The 20,194-nt window shown below is 32.0% G+C and carries 22 protein-coding genes; 7 read left to right on the plus strand and 15 right to left on the minus strand.

Annotated elements, in window-relative coordinates; all coding sequences use genetic code 11:
- Positions 1-177 precede the first annotated feature (177 nt).
- The 11 genes from EAG11_RS20160 to ahcY form a co-directional block, all read right to left on the minus strand.
- Positions 178-1,029, minus strand: coding sequence for a methylated-DNA--[protein]-cysteine S-methyltransferase (locus EAG11_RS20160; RefSeq protein WP_129540757.1), 852 nt, complete (start codon positions 1,027-1,029; stop codon positions 178-180).
- A 202-nt stretch (positions 1,030-1,231) separates the two neighbouring features.
- Positions 1,232-1,696 (minus strand): GNAT family N-acetyltransferase, encoded by a 465-nt coding sequence (locus tag EAG11_RS20165; protein ID WP_129540758.1) that lies wholly within the window; start codon positions 1,694-1,696, stop codon positions 1,232-1,234.
- A gap of 16 nt (positions 1,697-1,712) precedes the next feature.
- Positions 1,713-2,045 carry a multidrug efflux SMR transporter gene (locus EAG11_RS20170; protein WP_129540759.1) on the minus strand — a complete coding sequence of 111 codons (333 nt, stop codon included), beginning with the start codon at positions 2,043-2,045 and terminating at the stop codon, positions 1,713-1,715.
- 60 nt (positions 2,046-2,105) lie between these two features.
- Positions 2,106-2,711, minus strand: a complete 606-nt coding sequence (locus EAG11_RS22505; RefSeq protein ID WP_242499210.1) for a hypothetical protein — start codon at positions 2,709-2,711, stop codon at positions 2,106-2,108.
- A 2-nt stretch (positions 2,712-2,713) separates the two neighbouring features.
- Positions 2,714-3,328, minus strand: a complete 615-nt coding sequence (locus tag EAG11_RS20180) for an SMI1/KNR4 family protein (protein ID WP_242499211.1) — start codon at positions 3,326-3,328, stop codon at positions 2,714-2,716.
- Positions 3,309-3,767: a hypothetical protein gene (locus tag EAG11_RS20185; RefSeq protein ID WP_129540760.1), complete on the minus strand. Its 459-nt coding sequence runs from the start codon at positions 3,765-3,767 to the stop codon at positions 3,309-3,311. Before EAG11_RS20185 ends, EAG11_RS20180 begins: the two co-directional genes overlap by 20 nt.
- A gap of 32 nt (positions 3,768-3,799) precedes the next feature.
- Complete coding sequence (locus EAG11_RS20190; protein WP_207209610.1) at positions 3,800-4,897, minus strand: hypothetical protein; 1,098 nt, start codon at positions 4,895-4,897, stop codon at positions 3,800-3,802.
- Positions 4,898-4,907: 10 nt separating this feature from the next.
- Positions 4,908-5,384 (minus strand): hypothetical protein, encoded by a 477-nt coding sequence (locus EAG11_RS20195; RefSeq protein ID WP_242499212.1) that lies wholly within the window; start codon positions 5,382-5,384, stop codon positions 4,908-4,910.
- 164 nt (positions 5,385-5,548) lie between these two features.
- The gene (locus EAG11_RS20200) at positions 5,549-5,833 is read right to left on the minus strand and encodes a hypothetical protein (protein ID WP_129540762.1); all 285 of its coding nucleotides are present in this window, start codon (positions 5,831-5,833) and stop codon (positions 5,549-5,551) included.
- A gap of 410 nt (positions 5,834-6,243) precedes the next feature.
- On the minus strand, positions 6,244-8,562 hold the full coding sequence (locus tag EAG11_RS20205) for a patatin-like phospholipase family protein (protein ID WP_129540763.1): 2,319 nt from the start codon (positions 8,560-8,562) through the stop codon (positions 6,244-6,246).
- Positions 8,563-8,743: 181 nt separating this feature from the next.
- Positions 8,744-10,060, minus strand: coding sequence for an adenosylhomocysteinase (ahcY, locus tag EAG11_RS20210; RefSeq protein WP_129540764.1), 1,317 nt, complete (start codon positions 10,058-10,060; stop codon positions 8,744-8,746).
- A gap of 326 nt (positions 10,061-10,386) precedes the next feature.
- On the opposite strand from ahcY, the gene EAG11_RS20215 reads away from it, so the two are divergent.
- Positions 10,387-11,019, plus strand: coding sequence for a 4'-phosphopantetheinyl transferase superfamily protein (locus EAG11_RS20215; RefSeq protein WP_129540765.1), 633 nt, complete (start codon positions 10,387-10,389; stop codon positions 11,017-11,019).
- A gap of 183 nt (positions 11,020-11,202) precedes the next feature.
- Here the strand turns inward: EAG11_RS20215 and EAG11_RS20220 are convergent, their stop codons facing one another.
- The 3 genes from EAG11_RS20220 to EAG11_RS20230 are packed head-to-tail and all read right to left on the minus strand — an operon-like array spanning position 11,203 to position 12,548.
- A complete protein-coding gene (locus tag EAG11_RS20220; RefSeq protein WP_129540766.1) occupies positions 11,203-11,592 on the minus strand; it encodes a group III truncated hemoglobin in 390 nt (129 codons plus the stop codon).
- Between the two features lie 2 nt (positions 11,593-11,594).
- Positions 11,595-11,936 carry a hypothetical protein gene (locus tag EAG11_RS20225; RefSeq protein WP_242499213.1) on the minus strand — a complete coding sequence of 114 codons (342 nt, stop codon included), beginning with the start codon at positions 11,934-11,936 and terminating at the stop codon, positions 11,595-11,597.
- A 15-nt stretch (positions 11,937-11,951) separates the two neighbouring features.
- A complete protein-coding gene (locus EAG11_RS20230) occupies positions 11,952-12,548 on the minus strand; it encodes a Crp/Fnr family transcriptional regulator (protein ID WP_129540767.1) in 597 nt (198 codons plus the stop codon).
- 95 nt (positions 12,549-12,643) lie between these two features.
- Between EAG11_RS20230 and EAG11_RS20235 the strand changes: the two genes are divergently transcribed.
- The 5 genes from EAG11_RS20235 (at position 12,644) to EAG11_RS20255 (ending at position 19,062) form a co-directional block, all read left to right on the plus strand.
- Positions 12,644-13,372: a geranylgeranylglyceryl/heptaprenylglyceryl phosphate synthase gene (locus EAG11_RS20235; protein WP_129540768.1), complete on the plus strand. Its 729-nt coding sequence runs from the start codon at positions 12,644-12,646 to the stop codon at positions 13,370-13,372.
- Between the two features lie 33 nt (positions 13,373-13,405).
- A complete protein-coding gene (gene pnuC / locus EAG11_RS20240) occupies positions 13,406-14,029 on the plus strand; it encodes a nicotinamide riboside transporter PnuC (RefSeq protein ID WP_129540769.1) in 624 nt (207 codons plus the stop codon).
- The gene (locus tag EAG11_RS20245) at positions 13,990-16,098 is read left to right on the plus strand and encodes a DUF4301 family protein (protein WP_129540770.1); all 2,109 of its coding nucleotides are present in this window, start codon (positions 13,990-13,992) and stop codon (positions 16,096-16,098) included. The genes pnuC and EAG11_RS20245 overlap by 40 nt, the downstream gene beginning before the upstream one ends.
- Positions 16,098-16,502 carry an alternative ribosome rescue aminoacyl-tRNA hydrolase ArfB gene (gene arfB, locus EAG11_RS20250; protein ID WP_129540771.1) on the plus strand — a complete coding sequence of 135 codons (405 nt, stop codon included), beginning with the start codon at positions 16,098-16,100 and terminating at the stop codon, positions 16,500-16,502. Before EAG11_RS20245 ends, arfB begins: the two co-directional genes overlap by 1 nt.
- Before the next feature lie 259 nt (positions 16,503-16,761).
- The gene (locus EAG11_RS20255) at positions 16,762-19,062 is read left to right on the plus strand and encodes a TonB-dependent receptor (RefSeq protein WP_129540772.1); all 2,301 of its coding nucleotides are present in this window, start codon (positions 16,762-16,764) and stop codon (positions 19,060-19,062) included.
- A gap of 59 nt (positions 19,063-19,121) precedes the next feature.
- On the opposite strand, the gene EAG11_RS20260 is transcribed toward EAG11_RS20255, so the two are convergent.
- The gene (locus tag EAG11_RS20260) at positions 19,122-19,538 is read right to left on the minus strand and encodes a hypothetical protein (protein WP_129540773.1); all 417 of its coding nucleotides are present in this window, start codon (positions 19,536-19,538) and stop codon (positions 19,122-19,124) included.
- 155 nt (positions 19,539-19,693) lie between these two features.
- Between EAG11_RS20260 and greA the strand changes: the two genes are divergently transcribed.
- Positions 19,694-20,170, plus strand: a complete 477-nt coding sequence (gene greA / locus EAG11_RS20265; RefSeq protein ID WP_129540774.1) for a transcription elongation factor GreA — start codon at positions 19,694-19,696, stop codon at positions 20,168-20,170.
- Positions 20,171-20,194: the final 24 nt, after the last annotated feature.

Raw genomic sequence — 20,194 nt, forward strand, 5'->3', positions numbered from 1 at the left:
TAAAATCTGCCATATCTGCTAGATCTGCGTGAAAAAAATATGTATTTTATTTTACCGCAATTTTTATTCTGTAGAGAAACACTGCAGTGCGTTTACGTAAAGATTTTCGACAAAGTAGGGAGATACGTAATGTTAGACGCACTACGGTGCGTCTCTACAGATGTATGTTGTCTAACTTTATATTGCAGGATTTACTTGTACGCCCTCCCAACCAATAATAGCTGTTTTTCGGGTATTTCCCCACATATAACCACCAAAGGTTCCTGATGCTTGAATCACACGGTGACATGGAATTAAAAATGCTACAGGGTTACTTCCAATAGCAGTTCCTACTGCACGAGAAGCATTAGGTTTGTCTATTTGTTGTGCAATCGAACCGTACGTTGAAAGTTGCCCCATTGGAATCTTAAGCAATGTTTCCCAAACTTTTAATTGAAAATCGGTACCTTTTAAATGCAGTTTTATCTCGGATAATTTACTCCAATCATTCTGAAAAATAAATAAAGCATTTTGTTGTACTAAATCTAGTTTTCGAGCGAACATTGCATTTGGGAATTTTTGTTGCAAATGATTAAATCCTGTTACTTCATCTTCGGCGAAAGCCATATAACAAACCCCTTTATTCGTTGAAGCAACAATAATATTCCCAAACGGACTTTCAGCAAAACTGTAATTGATAGCTAAGTTTTTACCACCGTTTTTATATTCAGCAGGAGTCATTCCTTCGATGTTTACAAATAGATCATGCAAACGGCTAGTACCAGAAAGGCCAGTATCAAAAGCAGCATCAAATAAAGTGGCCTGATTGTTTTCTTTGAGGATTTTCTTGGCATGTTCTACACTAATATATTGCAAGAATTTCTTCGGACTTGTTCCTGCCCATTCGGTAAATAAACGTTGAAAGTGAAACGGGCTTAAATGTACTTTTTCGGCAACCTCATCTAAGTTGGGTTGTTCCTTAAAGTTAGTTTTGATATAATCTATTGCATCGGCAATGCGATTATAATTGATATTTTCCTGTGTCTTCATTTCATTCCATTTTATAATACAAATATCGACAAGGTTTTACAGTCATAAAATCCGAAACTTGCGGAAGTTTTGTTTCTTTAGTTCTTTTTGTTTCAAGTTTTGCTAAACGACAAACCTATTCTTCAATTCGGCTCAAAAAAACCTTCGTTTTGTCAAGCTGAGTGGGGTCGAAGCCTTTATTAGAGAAACCTGAAACCCTTTTCTACTCTAGGTTTTTTTCCATTTTATAATTAATAAGCTCTATACCGAATCTTATGTTTCGCTGTTCGGCTTTTACAATAAAACCTTTTTTTTCGAAGAATGGTCTAGCGGTTATGCTTACGTCAGATGTTATTACTTTTGAATTTGCTTTTTTTGCTTCGAGCTGTAATTCAGTTAAGAGCCTATCAGCTATTCCTTGTCGCTGAAAATCTTTATGAATATAAAAGAAATCAATATAGTTCCCGTCTTTCAAAGTTCCAAAGCCAACAATTTGGTCTTCTATAATAGCCAATAAAACAAATTGAGTATTGATAACCGCAACCCAGCGTTCTGTATTTTTAACTCCCGAAATCCAAACATCAATTTGGGCTGAATTATAATCGTTTTTACAAATATGTTTGATAGTTTCGATATACAATTCTTGCATTTCTTTTAAGTCAGAAATAGTAGCATTTTTAAAAGTCATTCCTAAAAAATTAAAATTAATGAGCTGTAGTTTTAGAAAAAATATTAATTACAATAACCCCAATTAGTATCAAGGCTAATCCAATAATGGCAGGTAAATCAGGAATTTGTTTAAAAAAGACAGCACCAATTATGGTAATTAAAACGATACCAACTCCAGACCAAATTGCATAAGCGATTCCTATTGGAATAGTTCTAATAGCAAAACTCAGAAAATAAAATGCTCCAAAATACCCTACAATCGTAATAATACTTGGAATTAATTTAGTGAATTCTTCAGATTTTTTTAGTGCAGAGGTTGCGATGATTTCAAATACTATAGCAATGGCTAAGAATAAAAAGTTTTTCATACTCACGTTTTTACAAAGTTAATCTTTGTATTTAAGGGAGAAGAAGAATTGTTTTATTTTTTATTCAGTTACAAACACATTAATATCATCAATTGTATCTTGAATTCTTCCGCAAATAGTATCGTCGTGTTTTTTGCTTTCAAATGCTTTTAGAACTTTTTCTTTATCTATAACTCCATGTATTCTGGCAATATGACCAATACAAGTGACAGCCAATCCTTTTATATCAGTATTTTCATTTTCGAGTAATTCGATACATAAATCCTGTACCCATTCCCAATTTTGATTATGAAATGTTATTTCTAATAATGTATTTATAACTAGAGTTGAATCTTTAGATTTTAATTTTTTCTCGATTTCATCACTCTCATGTTGAATTCCGTTTGCATCAATTCGGCAACACCATTTTGAAATTTCAAATAAACCAGAATGATTTCTCTCTACGATTCCACTTGCAATTAAGTTATCTTTAAGACCATTTGGTTGTTCATCATCCATATAAATGTCAATTAACATTCCTTCACTCAATTTAACTTCAATACCATCAGAATTTAATTTTGTATCTTTTTGAGATAATAAAACCAAATCAAAATCAATCATTTCATTAAAGTCAACATAGATTCTTGATTTTTTGATAACCTCCTGATAGTTTCTTTTTGTGGTCATTCTTATTTAGTTTTAAGACCTAATTCTTTAATTTTATTCTCAAGTGTTCGTTTTTTCAACAAATAATCTTTTGGTGTGATAATGTTTCTATTAGCATTCAGCTCTTTAAGTTGTTTATGAAGTTCAATTAGCTGTTTATCCTCTTCAATAAGCTCTATTTCAGGATAAAGAATATCTAGTTCATCTTCAATATTAATTGTTTTGCTAAGTACTTCATTTAATGTCTTTCCAATAATAATAGAACTTTCGTATTCCAAAACACCTGCACTTATAGCTACAAGACTAATGTTTGCGGGATTTCTAAAGTCGTAGGCATAAAATATTCCACCACCATTAAAAGCAATAGGCATAAGATGAGGTGTGTATTTATCAAATTGATATTCATAATAAAAATCACTTATTTCGTATAAAGAGAAATAGCCAAATTCTCTGTCTCCATTAATTATTCCACCTCCATTAGAGTACTGTAATAATTCTTGTAATTCAGTTGGTAAGAAAAATTCAACAGGAAGTTTTTTATTCCAAATCTGCTCTGGGTTTGTTTCTGTAAATCCTTTTTGTTTATCAAAAAAAGTATAGTTGTCGTACCACATAGTTTTAAGATTTATTAATTTCATTTAAATCTACTTTTACACGAAGTTCTCCTGAATCTTGGTCAACATAACAATATGGAATGTTAGGGCCCAAGCCACGAAAAGGGCCGTCTTTGTGATTAGGAAAAGCTGAATATCTTCCGCAGCATTCTAATGTTATATAGCTAAAATCAGAATCACAACTACTAACTTGAACATTAATCCATTGTGGGACTTTACCATTTCGCCATAAATAATCAATTGCAGTTTTTTCTGTTGCTGGATTGATTAAACTTGATTCATCAATCATATCATCAGGATAAATTTCTTCATCCTCTTCTAATTCATTCCCATCATATGAACAATTGGTTTTAATTATGAATTTATAATTGAGCGGTAATTTGTTTACTACCATTTCCTGTGTAAAAACAATAAGACCATCAAGGGCTTTTTTTAAACTGATTTTAAAATCTTCTTTTGTCATAATTTATATTCTGAGAAGAAATAATTCAAAAACTATTTAAGTTTTCCTTTACGTATAGAAACACTTATTAATTGATATCCATTTTGGGTTCTTAAAAATTCAAAATGATCCTGCGTAGAATCTTTTTTATCACGGTGATTAATAATAATATTTTTCATTGGATATTTCCAGTCTTTGGATTCATTACAATTATTAAAGTACTGATTGTATTTGTCTGCTTCGTAGATAAATTGATTTAGGCCATCTGTCGTAACAAAGTAATCACAAGTAGGATTGCTAAGTTCTAGCAATTTATCTTTTATGAGTTTGTAGTTTTTATTAATGAACTTAGTTTTTTGTTCATTTATCCAGCCATTTGGTTCTTTCCAATAGAAAACTTCTTCATAGGAATGTTTTAGTAAATTCTCTTTGGATAAATCTGTGAGTAAATTGTTTTTTAGCCACAATTTAAATTCTTTGTCATAATTTATAAACGAATAATATTGCCCGTCTACACCAAGAAAGTTTTCTCTTATTGGGTCTGAATTTGGTTCTTTTGTTTTTTGTAAGGAGTAAAAATTTAATTCATCGTTGTATTCAAAATTCTCAATTAATATTTTATTATTCGTATCAATAAGATGTTCTTTACCTCCGCTCCAGCTAAAATGATTACAGCCTCCTCCATGGGTGTCATTAATCTTCTCAGCACCTTTCAGTACGATAATCATTCCGTTTCGTACCTTCGTTAGATTGTTGTATTCTGCAGGAATTGCAATTTCGCCCTCATTATTAAACATTCCCATCTTATCCGTTTTAGGATCATTAAACCGAATAAAACCTTCGTTCTCACAATCAGGACCATTGTCGAATATATATAAACTATCTCGACCAACTATTTTACCAGATTTTGTTAGATAATAATTTTTCCAACTTTGATTTTCTTCTTCTTCAGAAACGGCAATGATATCATCAAATTTATTGGCAATTGTCATTCCCATAAATTTAGGTTCTATTTTTACAGCACCGTTTTTATCTTTAAACCCGACAAGTGTAGTGTCCTTATTCCAGAAGGAAACCCACGTGTTTTTGTTTTGTGCGGATAACGTACAGCTTATAAAGAGAAATATATAAAGTAGGAAAATGCGTTTCATTGCTGTTAGTCTATTTAAAATCGTATTCGTAATTTATTTCTTTTAAATCTTCTTCTAGTAATTCCCAATCTTCAATTTCATCTACAATAGACAAAACCATTTCTTTGGTTAATGTTTTACCTTGATAAATTTCGGTTACGGTTTTTAACGGAATTCCTGTTTCTTTATAAGATTCATCAAAGTACTCACTTGCCCAATTGATGTATGTTTGTGGATCGCCGTCAAAAATAGCGAGTAAGTCTTCCGAATTATCGTTGAAATCTTTAATTTCTCCAACTTCCCAATTTTTGGTTTCATTTGTCCATAAACAAAATGTTGTGCCGTTTGTGGCAACTGGTTCATCAAAAATAAATTGATTGTAAATTTCGGGTAGATTTGTAGTTAAATGATTTTTTTGATTATGCTGAAATTCGTGTGCAAAACCATTAATTACACAATGGTTTTCAAGAAAAAGAATATCCATTAAATCTCCAGATCCATCTCTCATTCCAAAATATTCTTCATCTTCTGCCCATTTAGAGTTGTATAAATAATAGCGATATTCCCATTCTTGACAAATAATAGCATCTAGAACAGCAATTGCTTTGCAGATATGTTGTAATGAATTTTATTGGGTAATAGTTTAAAGTCTTTTGTAGTAATCATGTTCGTTTATATTTTATCAGTTTCGAACTGAATTTCTTTAGCTTCGTCATAACAATCGGAGCATAGTATTTTAAAATCGGCTAGGGTTTCAAATGCTTCATTCCATTCTTCTCCATTATCGAGTAGCCATTGTTCACATGATCTGCACCAAGCAATTTGCGGAAGATCTTCTTCGGCTTCTGAATAGAAAAAACCAACTTTTTCTTTTTGGTCTATTGCCATTGCAAGATGAATACAGGTAAAAGACATATCTTTTGATCCATGCTGTTCACACATAACTTTTTCAATCATATTCTAATTGTAATTAATCTAGTCGGATTTATTTACATTATAAGTGGCTGAGGTTTTAAAATAGTCAAGTTCATTATGTTGAGATCATCAACTAATTCCGGATTTAATTTTAAAGCATTTTTTATCCTATATAATGTTTCATAGCTAATATATAAATATAATCTAGGAATTACCTCTTGAATGTAAAAAGAAAGGCCTTAAATTAATTTGAGCTTTTTATTTGCGTGAGGGATAGGAGCAAGCTACCAAAGTAGCGCGGATAGCCCGACAGTATTAAATTAAAGAGCCAATGAACGTAATCCTCATCGGCTCTTTTATTTAATGGTGGCACGCCCAAATATTTTAGATTTCTGTCTTGATAGCTATCGGGATTAGATGTAGAAAAAGATATTCGATTTTATGATATTCTTTTAAGGATTGAGTGATAATCCGACACTAAAAAACAATCGCACTTTGTCAATAGTATTTATCCAGGAAGTATCAAAATGAATAGGACCTAAAATTGACTGATAAGAAATAGCGGCTCCTCCAGATATTACAAGACTAGGGTCAAAGCTATCATTCCATTTTCCTTTTGGACTAAATGCGTTGTCAATGTATTTATCAAAAGATTCAAATCCAACAGTAGCAATATTAAAATGGGGAGTTAGGTAAATTTTCCCCATAAGGTTTATCTGAGAAGCTATTTTTAAGCCCATGTATTGTGAAACATTGAGCTCGTCTTCATGCAGGCCTGGAAATGAGAAACGATTACTACCAGAACTTGGTATAATTCCTCCTAAGAAATATTTTGAAGCATAACCAAAATCCGAAAAAAGGATTTGATTGTCTTTAAGTCTATCCTCAAAAATAAAATAAGAATCAAAGCTAAAGATTCCGGTAATTTTCTTTTTTAAGAGGAGTCTTTTTTCAAAGCTGAAACCAAATTTTGTATAACCATTAGTAGCACCAGATATGCTTGTTTGTTCGGGATCGTTAAAAGAGGTATAGACATCTGTTAACAATGATCGGGTTACATTCGCTTTTATAATTGTTCCATTTTCAGCAAAGAAGACTTTATCCATATCATTGTAGGAATAATGCATGTTTAATTCTATACTGTTTAAAGAATAATTCTTAATATCGATTGAGTTAGGGTTGTATTCTCTTTCGTATTTTGGTTTTAAATGGGAATATTGATAATGTAAACCATATCCAAAATAACTTTTCAGTGAATTTAAATTTCTGTTGATCTCATTATTGAATTCTAAAGAATTATGGAGTACATTATCTGAAGCCTTACCGTTTAAATAAATCTCTTGTCTTAAAAAGGCTCCATAAAGTTCAGATGACCACCACCAATCTCGGTTTTTTCCAAAGTTTTTCTGAAAATTGATTCGTGCTTTTGGTTGTTCTGCAATATCGACTGTTACAAGAAGACGAGATGCTCTGGCAAGAACATTTCTTGCGGTGTAATTAAAAATGATTCCAACGCCACGGTAAGTGTCGTAATGTACTGAAGTATTCAGTTGGTTTTTGGCACGTTCATGTCCAAATATAGTAACGCCTAGTTTGTTATCATCTTTGATGAAATAGCTATACGTAATCTCGTCAAAAAGATTGGTCCCCATTGCTCTGTTAATGCCTGCTATTAAATCTTTGGTGGTATATTTTACATTAGTTTTGAGATTTATTCTTCCTAAAACCAAAGCAAGATTCTCCGGACTTATTCTTTTGTAAACAATAGTATCAAGAACAAATTCTGCAGGAATGTTAGGTAATTCGTGAGTTCGTTGTGTGTACCCTTTTAATTTTTCAGATAATGCAATTAAAGCTGGAAGATTTTCTACAGTTGCAATTTTACCATCTTTGTAGATTTCTTCGCTATCAGAAAAATCAGCCGTAGAGAAACGTAAGTTTGGTAGGTGATCTACTAAGATATTGCAGAGTTTTCGGTTTGCTGGGTTCTTAATATTACTCGGAAACATACTGGTTTGAGTCAATATAGTTACAAGATTTTTCAGTTTGTCTATTGGTTGCATTCCGCCTCCTACATCGCTTCCAATAATAATGTCCGCTCCCATTTGTTGAGCGATATCTGTAGGGAAATTATTTAATACTCCTCCATCAACTAACACCGTTTTTCCGTATGGCACAGGTTTAAAGATACCTGGTAAAGACATACTCGCTCTCATAGCATACGCTAAATTACCTTTGCTTAGAATAACCTCTTTTCCTTCGACCAAATCGGTGGCCATGGCTCTAAAGGGTATGGGCAGGCTATCAAAATCTTTAATATTATAGACCGGATAGGTTAATTCTGAGAGGTATTCTCTTAAATTTTGATCATTTAAAAGTGAGCCTACGCTGTTTAGTTTTTTATCTTTAATTCCTATTCCAACTAAATATCTCTGGAATTCTCTTTTTTCCTCTACGCTAGCAGATGCTAACGATTGGCCTCCGCCAAGTAGTTTATCCCAATTAATATCTCGGGTTAATTTTTCGATACTATCACCAGAATATCCCATCGAATACAAACCTCCAATAATGCTTCCCATACTATTTCCAACAATAAGATCAGGAACGATGTGTAAAGAGTCTAGTTTTTGTAGAAGCGGAATGTGTGCAATTCCTTTTGCGCCACCACCACTTAAGACCAAAACGACTTTGGGTTTCTTTTCCTGAGCAAAAATAATTTGCGGGAGAGCAAGTAAAAATAAGAAGACGAATAAATAAGAAGTTTTTTTCAAGAGTACAACGTTTATGTATTTGAGAAATTGAGACCTATTTTATAAAGGTATAATTTTTTTATAAGAAATGTTTTTGTGTATAAAAATAAACGATTTACTTATTTTAAGAATATGGCCTAAAGTAAAAACCCTCGCATTGCTGCAAGGGTTTCAAATATGTAATAGATAAATCTAAAATTTACTAGTATCTGTAGTATTCTGGTTTAAATGGACCTTCAACTGGAACACCAATATAAGCAGCTTGATCGTCACGTAAAGTTTCCAATTCAACTCCTAATTTAGCTAAGTGTAAAGCAGCAACTTTTTCATCTAAATGTTTAGGTAACATGTAAACGTCATTGTTATAAGCAGCACTGTTATTCCATAATTCCATTTGAGCTAAAGTTTGGTTTGTAAATGAGTTACTCATTACAAAACTTGGGTGACCTGTAGCACAACCAAGATTAACTAAACGACCTTCAGCAAGGATGATGATATCTTTTCCTGCAATAGTATATTTGTCAACTTGTGGTTTGATTTCGATTTTAGATGCACCGTGGTTTTTGTTTAACCAAGCCATATCAATTTCGTTATCAAAGTGACCGATGTTACAAACAACAGTTTTATCTTTCATTTGCTCAAAGTGCTCACCAAGAACGATATCTTTATTTCCTGTAGTAGTAATGATGATATCAGCATTAGCAATTACAGTATTTAATTTTTTAACTTCATAACCGTCCATTGCAGCTTGTAAAGCACAAATTGGGTCAATTTCAGTAACAGTTACAATAGATCCTGCACCTCTAAAAGAAGCAGCAGTTCCTTTTCCAACATCACCGTATCCACAAACGATAACTCTTTTTCCAGCTAACATTAAGTCAGTTGCACGACGTACAGCATCAACAGCAGATTCTTTACATCCGTATTTGTTATCAAATTTAGATTTAGTAACAGAGTCATTAATGTTAATTGCAGGCATTGGTAAAGTTCCCGCTTTTACTCTTTCGTAAAGTCTGTGAACACCAGTTGTAGTTTCTTCAGATAAACCTTTGATTCCAGGAACCAATTCTGGGAAACGGTCAATAACCATATTAGTTAAATCTCCACCATCATCAAGAATCATGTTCAATGGTTTTCTATCTTCACCAAAGAATAAAGTTTGCTCAATACACCAGTCAAATGATTGCTCATCAAGACCTTTCCAAGCATAAACCTGAATTCCAGCAGCAGCAATAGCAGCAGCAGCTTGATCTTGAGTAGAGAAAATGTTACAAGAAGACCAAGTAACCTCAGCACCAAGAGCAATTAAAGTTTCGATTAAAACTGCAGTTTGGATAGTCATATGCAGACATCCTGCAATACGAGCACCTTTAAGAGGTTGCTCATTTTTATATTCAGCACGAAGCGCCATTAAACCTGGCATCTCAGCTTCAGCTAGTTCAATTTCTTTTCTTCCCCAAGCCGCTAGAGAAATGTCTTTTACTTTGAAAGCCACAAAAGGCGTAGTTGTAGTACTCATTTATAGTATATTTGTAATTGTAATTTTTTTGCAAATTTACGCAATAACTTTATAATTTAACTAATTTCTAAAAGATTTGTGAAATGTTTAATTGCTTAATCTTTTGAACATTAGCTAAATGATTTTTATTCGAAGCTATTTACTGCTGTTCACTATATCTATTGCGGCGAACCCCGCCACAATAGGATGCCGTTGCCATCAGGGCTAGAAAGATCAGATTTATTTAAATGGACTTTTATCGCTTAAGTGGTTTAAAAACATAATGTACATTTTAGTGTTTTTAATACCATGTATAATTTATAATTAACAATTCATAATTAAAACGAATGCCTTTACATCAAACAATACAATTTAATCCCACAACACAAATTTTAGTTTGGAAGATAACCGAGTCTTTCGAAGAGTTGCTTGATAAAGTAGTTTTAAAAGAAAAAACGCAACTGAGGTTAAACGGAATGAAATCTCAAATGCATCAGCGTGCTTTTTTAAGTGTACGTATGCTGATTCAGGAAATGGGTTTTACAGATCATGATTTACATTACGACGAATTCGGAAAGCCCTATTTAAGTTGTCATAATTATATTTCAATTACACATTCTCATAATTTTGCAGCAATCATAATCAGTGAAGAAACGGTAGGAATCGACATGGAATTGCAACGTGAAAAAATCCTCCGAATTGCCGATAAATTTGTCGATAAGGAATTCGAATATTTAAAACCAGATTTATTAGAAGAATACATAAAAAAACTTACAGTGATTTGGGGTGCAAAAGAAGCTATCTTTAAAATCCGAAACGAAAAAGGAATCAGTTTCAAAGATCATATTCGTGTGAATCCTTTCTCTTTGAATGAAAACAAAACCCAAGCTAGTCTTCATTTTGATGATTTAGTAAAGAATTTTAATGTGTATTACCAAGAAATTGAAGATTTTACTTTAGTGTATGCGTTTGAGAAATAGTTTTTGTGGCAGTTTTTAGTCACAATATTAAACTTGAAACATTAAACTTGAAACAAAAAAACGGTAACAATTTTTAGTCACAATACTAAACTTGAAACTTGAAACAAAAATTAACAGTTACAACTTATAATAAAATTTAGCGCCCCTTCTTATTTCCTTTGTGAAACTTCGCGTAACAATTCCCTATCCCTTCGGGCGATTTTCAAACATACTTAAATAAAGAAACGTACTCATTTTTCGGGCTCTTCGTTTAAGCGTATCTACATGTTCTCCTTCAAAAAGTTCATCTAGAGTTTCAAACCAAATATTTAGCCAAATCCCAAATTCATGCGATGATATCTGATGGTTAAAATAAGCATCAACTTTATTATGTGCCTCAATGGGATTTCCTTTGTATTTTTTGCCACCAAATATATTGGTTTCCCAAAAATCAATTAGCTTATCTAAGTGTTCATCCCAATCCTTAATCATATCATTAAAATAAAAGCCAATTTCAGTATTGGCTCTTATTTTTGTATAGAAAGTGTTTACCAGAAGCGAAATGTCTTCTCTGTTTTCTATTTGTTTTTTCATAACTAAATGTTATTTATAATAATGAACAAGATACTAAAAAAGACGCTTGTTATAATTAGGTTGAAAACCGTTTTATGGCTCATTTGTGCTAAAATAGAAGTATTAGCTATAATATTAGTAAATACAATTATACCTAGCTGGATCATTTGTGTTACCGATGTTCCATTAGCAAGAATAAACATTGCCGCAACAGCACCAAGACAGCTTTGTCCAATTATTGCCATAGTTGCAGAACCGATGTAACTTTTATTAAAATTTTCGAATGTTGAGTTATAAAGTGTCATGATGTATAATTTTATAATAGCAAAATTACGTTCATCACTCCCTTCGTATTTATGATTCAAATCATAAAGGAATAATTATCGATATACTTTTCTGTTTATGATTTTTAATTCGCCTTTTTTCTCCAGTGATTTTATAGCACGTATAACAGTTTCAACTCGAAGTCCAGATAAATCTCCAATTTGTTGTCTCGTAAAATTGATGAGGTAGCCATTAGCATCTTTTTTGAAATTAAAATTGGCAATCGCATAATCTATTAATCGTAACACACGATGCTCGGGTTCATGAGTAGATATTTCAGCTGCCATTACTGATTTGTAATACAACCGTTGTGCTAAGTTTTGGATAATTTTAATGCTTATTGCGGGATTCTCATTCAATAATCTCATGAAACTTTCCTTAGGAACACATAGTATTTCGGCATCTTCTACAACAACTGCACTAGCAGGATATTTTTGATTTAAGAATAAAGGTGGTTCACCAAAAGATTGATTCTTATAAAATATTCCTTGAATAAATTCCCGACCGTCATCGTTATAATTGTTCATTTTTACTTCACCCGAAAGAATTTGATAGTAATGCGTAGGCAATTTACCTTCTTTAAAAATAGAAGTTGCCTTTGCATAAGATTTTTGTGTTGCATCATATTTCTCGAGCAATTCGATAGTAATCATAAATTTGTTTCTCTCTTTAGTGAAAGTGAATACGCAAATATAATTGATTCAAAATAGTTCTCCTGCATTAAAAAACTTTTACTTTTACACTCGTTATGGAACAAAAAGTACAAGACATATACAAACAAATACGATTAGCTAAAGCTGAGAATCGAAAATTACTAGCGATTCTTTTGGATCCAGATAAAATAAACTGGCAAAACTTGAATAATTTGATACTAAAAATAAACCAATCTCCAGCTACACATATTTTTGTAGGAGGGAGTTTAGTAGAAAGTACCATTTTAGAAGATTTAGTTTTTCAATTAAAATTAAAGACGAGTTTGCCAATCGTAATTTTCCCAGGAGACCCATCGCAAATTTCAGGGCAAGCCGATGCAATTTTGTTTTTGTCGTTATTGTCAGGTCGAAATCCAGATTATTTGATAGAATATCAGGTTCAAGCAGCACCGATTTTAAAAAAAATGAATTTGGAAATTATTCCAACAGGATATCTTTTAATAGAAAGTGGCAATGAAACGGCAGCGGCAAGAGTAAGTAAAACCAAGCCAATGGATAGAACAAACCTAGATTTGGTATTAGCTACTGCACAAGCAGGGGAGATGTTAGGGAATAAATTGATTTATTTGGAAGCAGGAAGTGGAGCAAAACAGACAGTTCCATTAGAAATGATTCAGCTGATTTCTCAAAATGTACATATTCCTATAATTGTTGGAGGTGGAATTGTAGCTTTGTCGCAAATTCAGAAAGCTTATGAAATGGGAGCCGATGTAGTTGTCATAGGGACAGCTTTTGAAAATGATATTCATTTTTTTGAATCATAAGTAAAGTATTATAAATGAAAATAAACAAACTCAATGATTGATTTTTTTCTTAATGCGTATAAAAATGTTCCACTTTGGCACATCGGACTCGAATTTCTTGTTTTTGTATTTGGGATATTAAGTGTTTGGTTTGCTAAAAAAGAGAATATCTGGGTATATCCTACAGGATTAATTGCTACAATTATTTCTGTTTATTTGCTTTATATTGCAGGCTATTTAGGAGACATGATGATTAATGGGTATTTCTCGATTATGAGTATTTATGGCTGGTATAATTGGTCAAAAGGAACTGGTCAGGAAGATAATTTACCAATTACGCGTACCAATAATAAAGAAAAGTTAATAGGAGTTATCTTGTTTTGTGTTACTGTTTTTGTAGTTTTCGGAATCTATAAGTTTTTTGATTATGAGCTACATAAAGATAACTATGTCGATATTCTAGCTTCAGGGATGTTTTTTACTGGAATGTGGTATATGGCAAAGAAAAAGATAGAGAATTGGACACTTTGGATTATTGGCGACATTATTGTAGTGCCTTTATATGCATATCGTGGGTTAGGAATGTTATCGTTCCAATATTTAATTTTTACAATTTTGGCTATTTCAGCTTATTTAGAATGGAAGAAAATCTTAAACAACAAGATACAAGAATATTAAAATTTGCTTTGTTTGGTCCAGAGAGTACCGGTAAAACAACTTTAGCTAAGCAACTTGCTTCGTATTATGAAACAGAGTGGGTGCCTGAGTTTGCACGTGATTATCTTCAGGAGAAATGGGAAGAAAATCAGCATATTTGTGTAGAAGAAGATATGATGCCAATTGCTTATGGACAAACCAAATTAGAAAACGATAAATTAGCTTTAGCAAATAAATTTTTATTTTGTGATACAAATCTTATGGTGACTAAGGTGTTCTCAGAGATGTATTATGATTATTGTAATCCATTGTTAAATGAAGCTGCATTAGAGCACGAATATGATTTGTTTTTTCTTACTGATATCGATGTGCCTTGGGAGAAAGATGATATAAGAGATAGTCCGAAAGAAAGAGAATCAGTTTTTTCAGTTTTTAAAGAAACATTAATAGAAACTAAAAAACCATATATAACCCTTTCGGGAAATAAAAAATTACGCTTGGCTAAAGCAGTAGAAATAATTAACAACTTAGTACTTGCTAAAGAATTAGGTTTTTCTTCTGCCGATTTTGTGCAAATTTATGAGTATGGTATCTCTTTTGAAAAGATAAAGGAACAATTGCAGATTTTTAAAAATGGAATTAACAAAAGCAATTTAATAAGCCCAGCTACAGTTTCAAATGGAATTTTGAGTTTGTCAGAAGCAGATTTTGAAGTAAAAGCTACTTTGTTTGATGCGAGTAAATCAAAATTAAAATTAAAAAAGTTTGTTCCTGCATCGGGTGCAGCAAGTAGAATGTTTAAGTTTTTGAATACTTTCTTAAATGATTTCAATATCGAAAAAGAAAGTATTAATGCCTACATCAACAGAAAAAAAGAAAGTCAATTGTCTCTTTTTATTATTGGAATGGATAAATTTCCTTTTTTCGAAATTGTAGATAAAAAATTAAAAGAGGTATACTCGGATTTTGATTCTCTAAGTGTAGATTATAAAAATTATTATTTTATAAAAATGCTATTGGCTTCGGATTATTTTGACTTTGCAAATAAGCCAAAAGCAGTTTTACAATTTCATCAATATAAAACACATATTGCAAATCCCATAGAAGAGCATTTGCACGAATGTGCTCATTATGGTAGCTCAAATTCTGTGTCAAATTTACATTTTACAGTCTCAGAAATACATCAAAGTCAATTTGAAGAATGTGTTGATGCAGTTAAAGAAAAATTAGAGGAAGAGTCAGGAACAAAAATAAATATTAGTTATTCTTATCAAAATAAAAGTACAGATTCAATTACTGTTAATTTAGATAATAAACCAGTTAGGACTGAAGAAGGGAAATTGATCTTTAGACCAGGTGGACATGGTGCCTTAATTGAAAATTTAAATAATCTTGATGCAGATATTATTTTTATTAAGAATATCGACAACGTAATTCAAAATCATATTGAGGAAATTTCTTTGTATAAAAAAGGATTAGCAGGCATATTAATAGAATTGCAGAGTAAGATTTTTGGTTACTTGAAGGAAATCGAAAATCAGAAAATTACAGCAGATAAGATAGTTGAGGTTATGCTATTTTTAAAGGAAAATCTTAATTTAGAAATAGATTTTGAAGATCTAACTTTAGAGAGTAAAATAGATAAAATAAAAGAAGCATTAGATAGACCAATTCGCGTATGTGGAATGGTTAAGAATGAAGGAGAACCAGGAGGAGGACCATTTTGGGTTCAGGATGAAGAAGGAGTAGTATCGCTTCAAATTGTTGAAACATCTCAAGTGGATTTAACAGATAAAAATCAAATTGCAATTCTAGCTAATGCAACTCATTTTAATCCAGTTGATTTGGTTTGTGGAACGAAAAATTATAAAAACGAAAAATTTGATTTAAAGCAATTTGTTAATAAAAAATCAGGTTTTATTGTAGAGAAAAGTATAGGTACAAATACTGTAAAAGGATATGAATTACCAGGGTTATGGAACGGAGCAATGGCAAATTGGCTAACCGTTTTTGTAGCGGTTCCAATAATTACTTTTAACCCTGTGAAAACAGTGAATGACTTACTAAAACCAGCACACCAACCACAATAATGGAAATAGGAAAAATTGTTACAGAACTATCTTATAAGGCAGTTCGCAGTAGTGGTGCGGGTGGTCAGAATGTGAATAAAGTGTCCTCAAAGGTAGTTTTGACTTTTGATTTAAGAAATTCACAAGCATTATCAGACGAAGAAAAGACACTTTTAGAAATAAAACTGGCGACAAGACTGACATTAGATGTAATTTTAATTTTAACCTGCGATGAGGATAGAAGTCAATTAAAAAATAAAAGTATTGTAACAAAACGCTTCTTAGAATTGATTAAAAATGCATTAATAATTCAGAAACCTCGGAAAGCTACAAAGATTCCTAAATCTGTAATTCGTAAGCGAATTAAGGATAAAAAAAATGTTTCAGAGATTAAGCAATCTCGTAAAAAGCCAAAATTAGATTAATGTTTTTTTGATTTTAATTAATTTAAAAAATCAAACAGGCAAACAGGTAGAAAATCTAAAAATCTTTTCTACTTTTGCCACGTCTCAAAGGGGTGCTCTAAATAACGAGCTGAGATCATACCCAAAGAACCTGAGCAAGTAATGTTGCTAAGGGAAAAAATGACAATTGTTGGCGTACATGCTGTATTTTGTCATGGAACAATCATTTATTAATTTAACAAAAGAATAATTCCCCCTTTTATTCGTAATTTTTTTACGGATGAAAACTATTTTTCAAAAAGGTACTTTTATAGGTACAAAGGTTCAAAGGTTCAAAGGTTCAGAGTTGAGCCGAAAACCTATTTTCTATTCTCTATTCTCTATCTTCTATTTTCTCTTTTCTTTTGCACAAGTACAAGATACTACCAAGGTTCAAAGGTTCAAAGGTTCAGAGTTGAGCCGAAAACCTATTTTCTATTCTCTATTCTCTATCTTCTATTCTCTCTTTTCTTTTGCACAAGTACAAGATACTACCAAAGTCAATAAGCTTGATGATGTGTTGGTTTCTGCTGTTCGTGTTACTATAAAAACACCTGTTTCCTTTAGTAATATGGATAAAAAAGAAATCAAATTCAGAAATTTAGGTCAAGATATTCCAATTTTAATGAACTATTTGCCCTCAGTAGTTACTACTTCTGATGCAGGAAATGGTATGGGATATACCGGAATTAGAGTGCGTGGTAGCGATGCAACGAGAGTTAATGTTACGATTAACGGGATTCCGTACAATGATTCCGAAAGCCAAGGTACATTTTGGGTTAATATGCCCGATTTTGCTTCTTCTGTAGAGAGTTTGCAATTACAGCGAGGCGTTGGGACTTCTACAAATGGTTCAGGAGCTTTTGGAGCCAGCTTAAATATGCTGACTGACAATTACGCTTCAAAAGGGAATGGTGAAATTTCAAATTCTTTTGGTAGTTTCAATTCTCATAAACATAATGTAAAGTTTAGCACTGGTCTATTAAATGATCATTTTGAAATCGCAGGACGTTTGTCTGTAATAAAATCGGATGGTTATGTGGATAGAGCAAGTTCAGATCTAAAATCTTATTTTCTACAAGGAACTTATGTAGGTAAAAAGACTTTAATTAAAGCATTGGTATTTGGAGGGAATCAAAGAACATATCAATCTTGGAACGGAATTGATGCTGAAAAACTAAATACAGATAGAACTTATAATTCTGCGGGAAAGTACAAAGATGAAGCTGGTAATATTCGTTATTATGATAATGAAACTGATAATTATAAACAAGACCATTACCAGTTGCATTGGAATGAATCTCTTACTGATAAATGGAGTACTAATTTAGCATTTCATTATACAAAAGGATTAGGCTATTATGAGAATTATAAATACGATACACCTGTTGAAGGTTATGGAGGAATTGAGCCTACTAAAATGGTTGAAAATGATAAAGGAGAATTAGTTCCAGGAACAGATTTAATTCGTCAGAAATGGTTAGATAATGATTTTTACGGAACCACTTTTTCGGCAAAATATAAAGAGGAGAAGTTAGATGTTATTTTGGGTGGAGGCTGGAATAAGTACGAAGGAGATCATTTCGGAAAAGTAATCTGGGCGCGAAATATGGGAAAGGTTGAGTTAGGAGATCATTATTATGATGATTATTCCGCTAAGACTGATGGAAATATTTTTGCGAAAGCCAATTATCAAGTTACAGAAAAATTAAGTTTTTACGGAGATTTACAATACAGACGAGTTACTTATAAAGCCAATAGTAATGAAACGGGTGTAGTAGATGATACTTTTAATTTCTTTAATCCTAAAGCGGGCTTGAATTATGAGCTCAATGAAAATAGTACTTTGTATTTTTCGTATGCAAGAGCTAATCGAGAGCCAAATAGAACCGATTACGAAGGCGGAAATGTCAAGCCAGAGAAATTGAATGATTTTGAATTAGGTTGGAGATTCAATTCAGAGAAATTCCAATTGAGTTCGAATGTTTATTATATGGGATACAAAGATCAATTGATTCTAACAGGAAGATTAGATGATGTTGGTGCGCCAATACGCTCTAATACTGATAAAAGTTACCGTTTAGGATTAGAGGTTGATGCGACGATTAAATTGTCTGAAAAATTCTTACTTCGACCTAACTTTACATTAAGCAGTAATAAAAATGTTGATTTAGCTGTTGAGGGACAAAATTATGGAACAACAGATATTGCTTATTCTCCGTCTGTAATTGCAGGGAATATTATTGTTTATAGCCCGATTAAGAGTTTGCATATTTCATTATTGCAGAAATTTGTTGGAGAACAATACATGAACAATATAGAATTGCGAGAAGCTAAACTAGCCGATTATTTTGTAAACGATTTTAATGTTTCTTATGAAATAAAGCCAAAATCTATTTTCAAATCAATTCTGATTACAGGGTTGGTGAATAATATTCTGGACAAAAAATATGTTTCAAATGGAGCTATGTGGGATATTTATCCGTCGTATTATCCTCAGGCAGGAATTAACTTCTTAGCAGGATTAACTTTGAAATTTTAAAGAAAATTTTAAGAAAAATAAAAAATCCTGAAAGTTTAAACTTTCAGGATTTTTTATTTTTAGTTGTAGATACGCAATACATTTCCAGCGGCATCGACACGATATTGTTTCATAGGATATTCTAAATCACCTAATCCTGTAAATAGATTGTACTTGCTTTTATCGCAAGAGCAAATTGCCATAATGCCATCAATAGTCATAGGTTTGCAACTTGCTAAGGCTTGATTAGGACATGCAGCATCAAAAGCATTATACGTTCCTTCACCTGTTCTCATTATAATTATACCTTTTGCACCATAGTTAGGAATGTAAACAGGGCTACTAGTGAATTTTAAGTTACTGTACAAAGGTAAATTTGTATCTATAGTAAGATTTACAGAATAATTCGGAATATTTGGGTTCTTACTTCTCTCGCGACTATTGCTGCAAGATACAAGTAAGACAATAAACAGGGGTAAAAACCAGATTTTTTTCATTATTGTAAAAAGAATTAGTGAAACAAAAATAATTTAATTAGATTTGAAATCTATATGATTAACATATAATTATGTACTATTAAAAATAATAGTATATTTGTAATAAGAAATCCCGTCCCGATGGGATTTTTTCTATTTATATAAACGATGAAGTTATGAGTAAAGTATCTTATTATACAGCAGAAGGATTAAAAAAGTTAAAAGATGAATTGGAGCACTTAAAAAGTGTAATGCGTCCAAAAGCATCTCAAGATATAGCCGAAGCAAGAGATAAAGGTGATTTATCTGAAAACGCCGAATATGATGCGGCAAAAGAAGCCCAAGGCTTACTTGAAATGAGAATTTCTAAGCTAGAAGAGGTGTATTCAAACGCTAGATTAATCGATGAGTCGCAATTAGACGTTTCTAAAGCATTGGTGCTTTCTAATGTGAAAATCAAAAACCAAAGCAACGGTATGGAAATGACCTATACTCTTGTTGCAGAAAGTGAAGCAGATTTAAAAACAGGAAAAATATCAGTTACTTCTCCAATAGGAAAAGGGTTACTAGGAAAATCTGTAGGCGAAGTTGCTGAAATCACTGTTCCGAATGGTGTTTTGAAATTTGAAATATTAGAAATCACAAGAGATTAAATTTTTTTTAAAGTTTAACCGTTA

It is taken from the genome of Flavobacterium sp. 140616W15 (assembly GCF_003668995.1).
Lineage (GTDB): Bacteria > Bacteroidota > Bacteroidia > Flavobacteriales > Flavobacteriaceae > Flavobacterium.

Excerpts from the sequence above, each read along its gene's own strand:
- EAG11_RS20160 (WP_129540757.1), bottom strand. The coding sequence starts at position 1,029 with ATGAAGACACAGGAAAATATCAATTATAATCGCATTGCCGATGCAATA.
- EAG11_RS20165 (WP_129540758.1), bottom strand. The coding sequence starts at position 1,696 with ATGACTTTTAAAAATGCTACTATTTCTGACTTAAAAGAAATGCAAGAA.
- EAG11_RS20170 (WP_129540759.1), bottom strand. The coding sequence starts at position 2,045 with ATGAAAAACTTTTTATTCTTAGCCATTGCTATAGTATTTGAAATCATC.
- EAG11_RS22505 (WP_242499210.1), bottom strand. The coding sequence starts at position 2,711 with ATGACCACAAAAAGAAACTATCAGGAGGTTATCAAAAAATCAAGAATC.
- EAG11_RS20180 (WP_242499211.1), bottom strand. The coding sequence starts at position 3,328 with ATGAAATTAATAAATCTTAAAACTATGTGGTACGACAACTATACTTTT.
- EAG11_RS20185 (WP_129540760.1), bottom strand. The coding sequence starts at position 3,767 with ATGACAAAAGAAGATTTTAAAATCAGTTTAAAAAAAGCCCTTGATGGT.
- EAG11_RS20190 (WP_207209610.1), bottom strand. The coding sequence starts at position 4,897 with ATGAAACGCATTTTCCTACTTTATATATTTCTCTTTATAAGCTGTACG.
- EAG11_RS20195 (WP_242499212.1), bottom strand. The coding sequence starts at position 5,384 with ATGAGAGATGGATCTGGAGATTTAATGGATATTCTTTTTCTTGAAAAC.
- EAG11_RS20200 (WP_129540762.1), bottom strand. The coding sequence starts at position 5,833 with ATGATTGAAAAAGTTATGTGTGAACAGCATGGATCAAAAGATATGTCT.
- ahcY (WP_129540764.1), bottom strand. The coding sequence starts at position 10,060 with ATGAGTACTACAACTACGCCTTTTGTGGCTTTCAAAGTAAAAGACATT.
- EAG11_RS20215 (WP_129540765.1), top strand. The coding sequence starts at position 10,387 with ATGCCTTTACATCAAACAATACAATTTAATCCCACAACACAAATTTTA.
- EAG11_RS20220 (WP_129540766.1), bottom strand. The coding sequence starts at position 11,592 with ATGAAAAAACAAATAGAAAACAGAGAAGACATTTCGCTTCTGGTAAAC.
- EAG11_RS20230 (WP_129540767.1), bottom strand. The coding sequence starts at position 12,548 with ATGATTACTATCGAATTGCTCGAGAAATATGATGCAACACAAAAATCT.
- EAG11_RS20235 (WP_129540768.1), top strand. The coding sequence starts at position 12,644 with ATGGAACAAAAAGTACAAGACATATACAAACAAATACGATTAGCTAAA.
- pnuC (WP_129540769.1), top strand. The coding sequence starts at position 13,406 with ATGATTGATTTTTTTCTTAATGCGTATAAAAATGTTCCACTTTGGCAC.
- EAG11_RS20245 (WP_129540770.1), top strand. The coding sequence starts at position 13,990 with ATGGAAGAAAATCTTAAACAACAAGATACAAGAATATTAAAATTTGCT.
- arfB (WP_129540771.1), top strand. The coding sequence starts at position 16,098 with ATGGAAATAGGAAAAATTGTTACAGAACTATCTTATAAGGCAGTTCGC.
- EAG11_RS20255 (WP_129540772.1), top strand. The coding sequence starts at position 16,762 with ATGAAAACTATTTTTCAAAAAGGTACTTTTATAGGTACAAAGGTTCAA.
- EAG11_RS20260 (WP_129540773.1), bottom strand. The coding sequence starts at position 19,538 with ATGAAAAAAATCTGGTTTTTACCCCTGTTTATTGTCTTACTTGTATCT.
- greA (WP_129540774.1), top strand. The coding sequence starts at position 19,694 with ATGAGTAAAGTATCTTATTATACAGCAGAAGGATTAAAAAAGTTAAAA.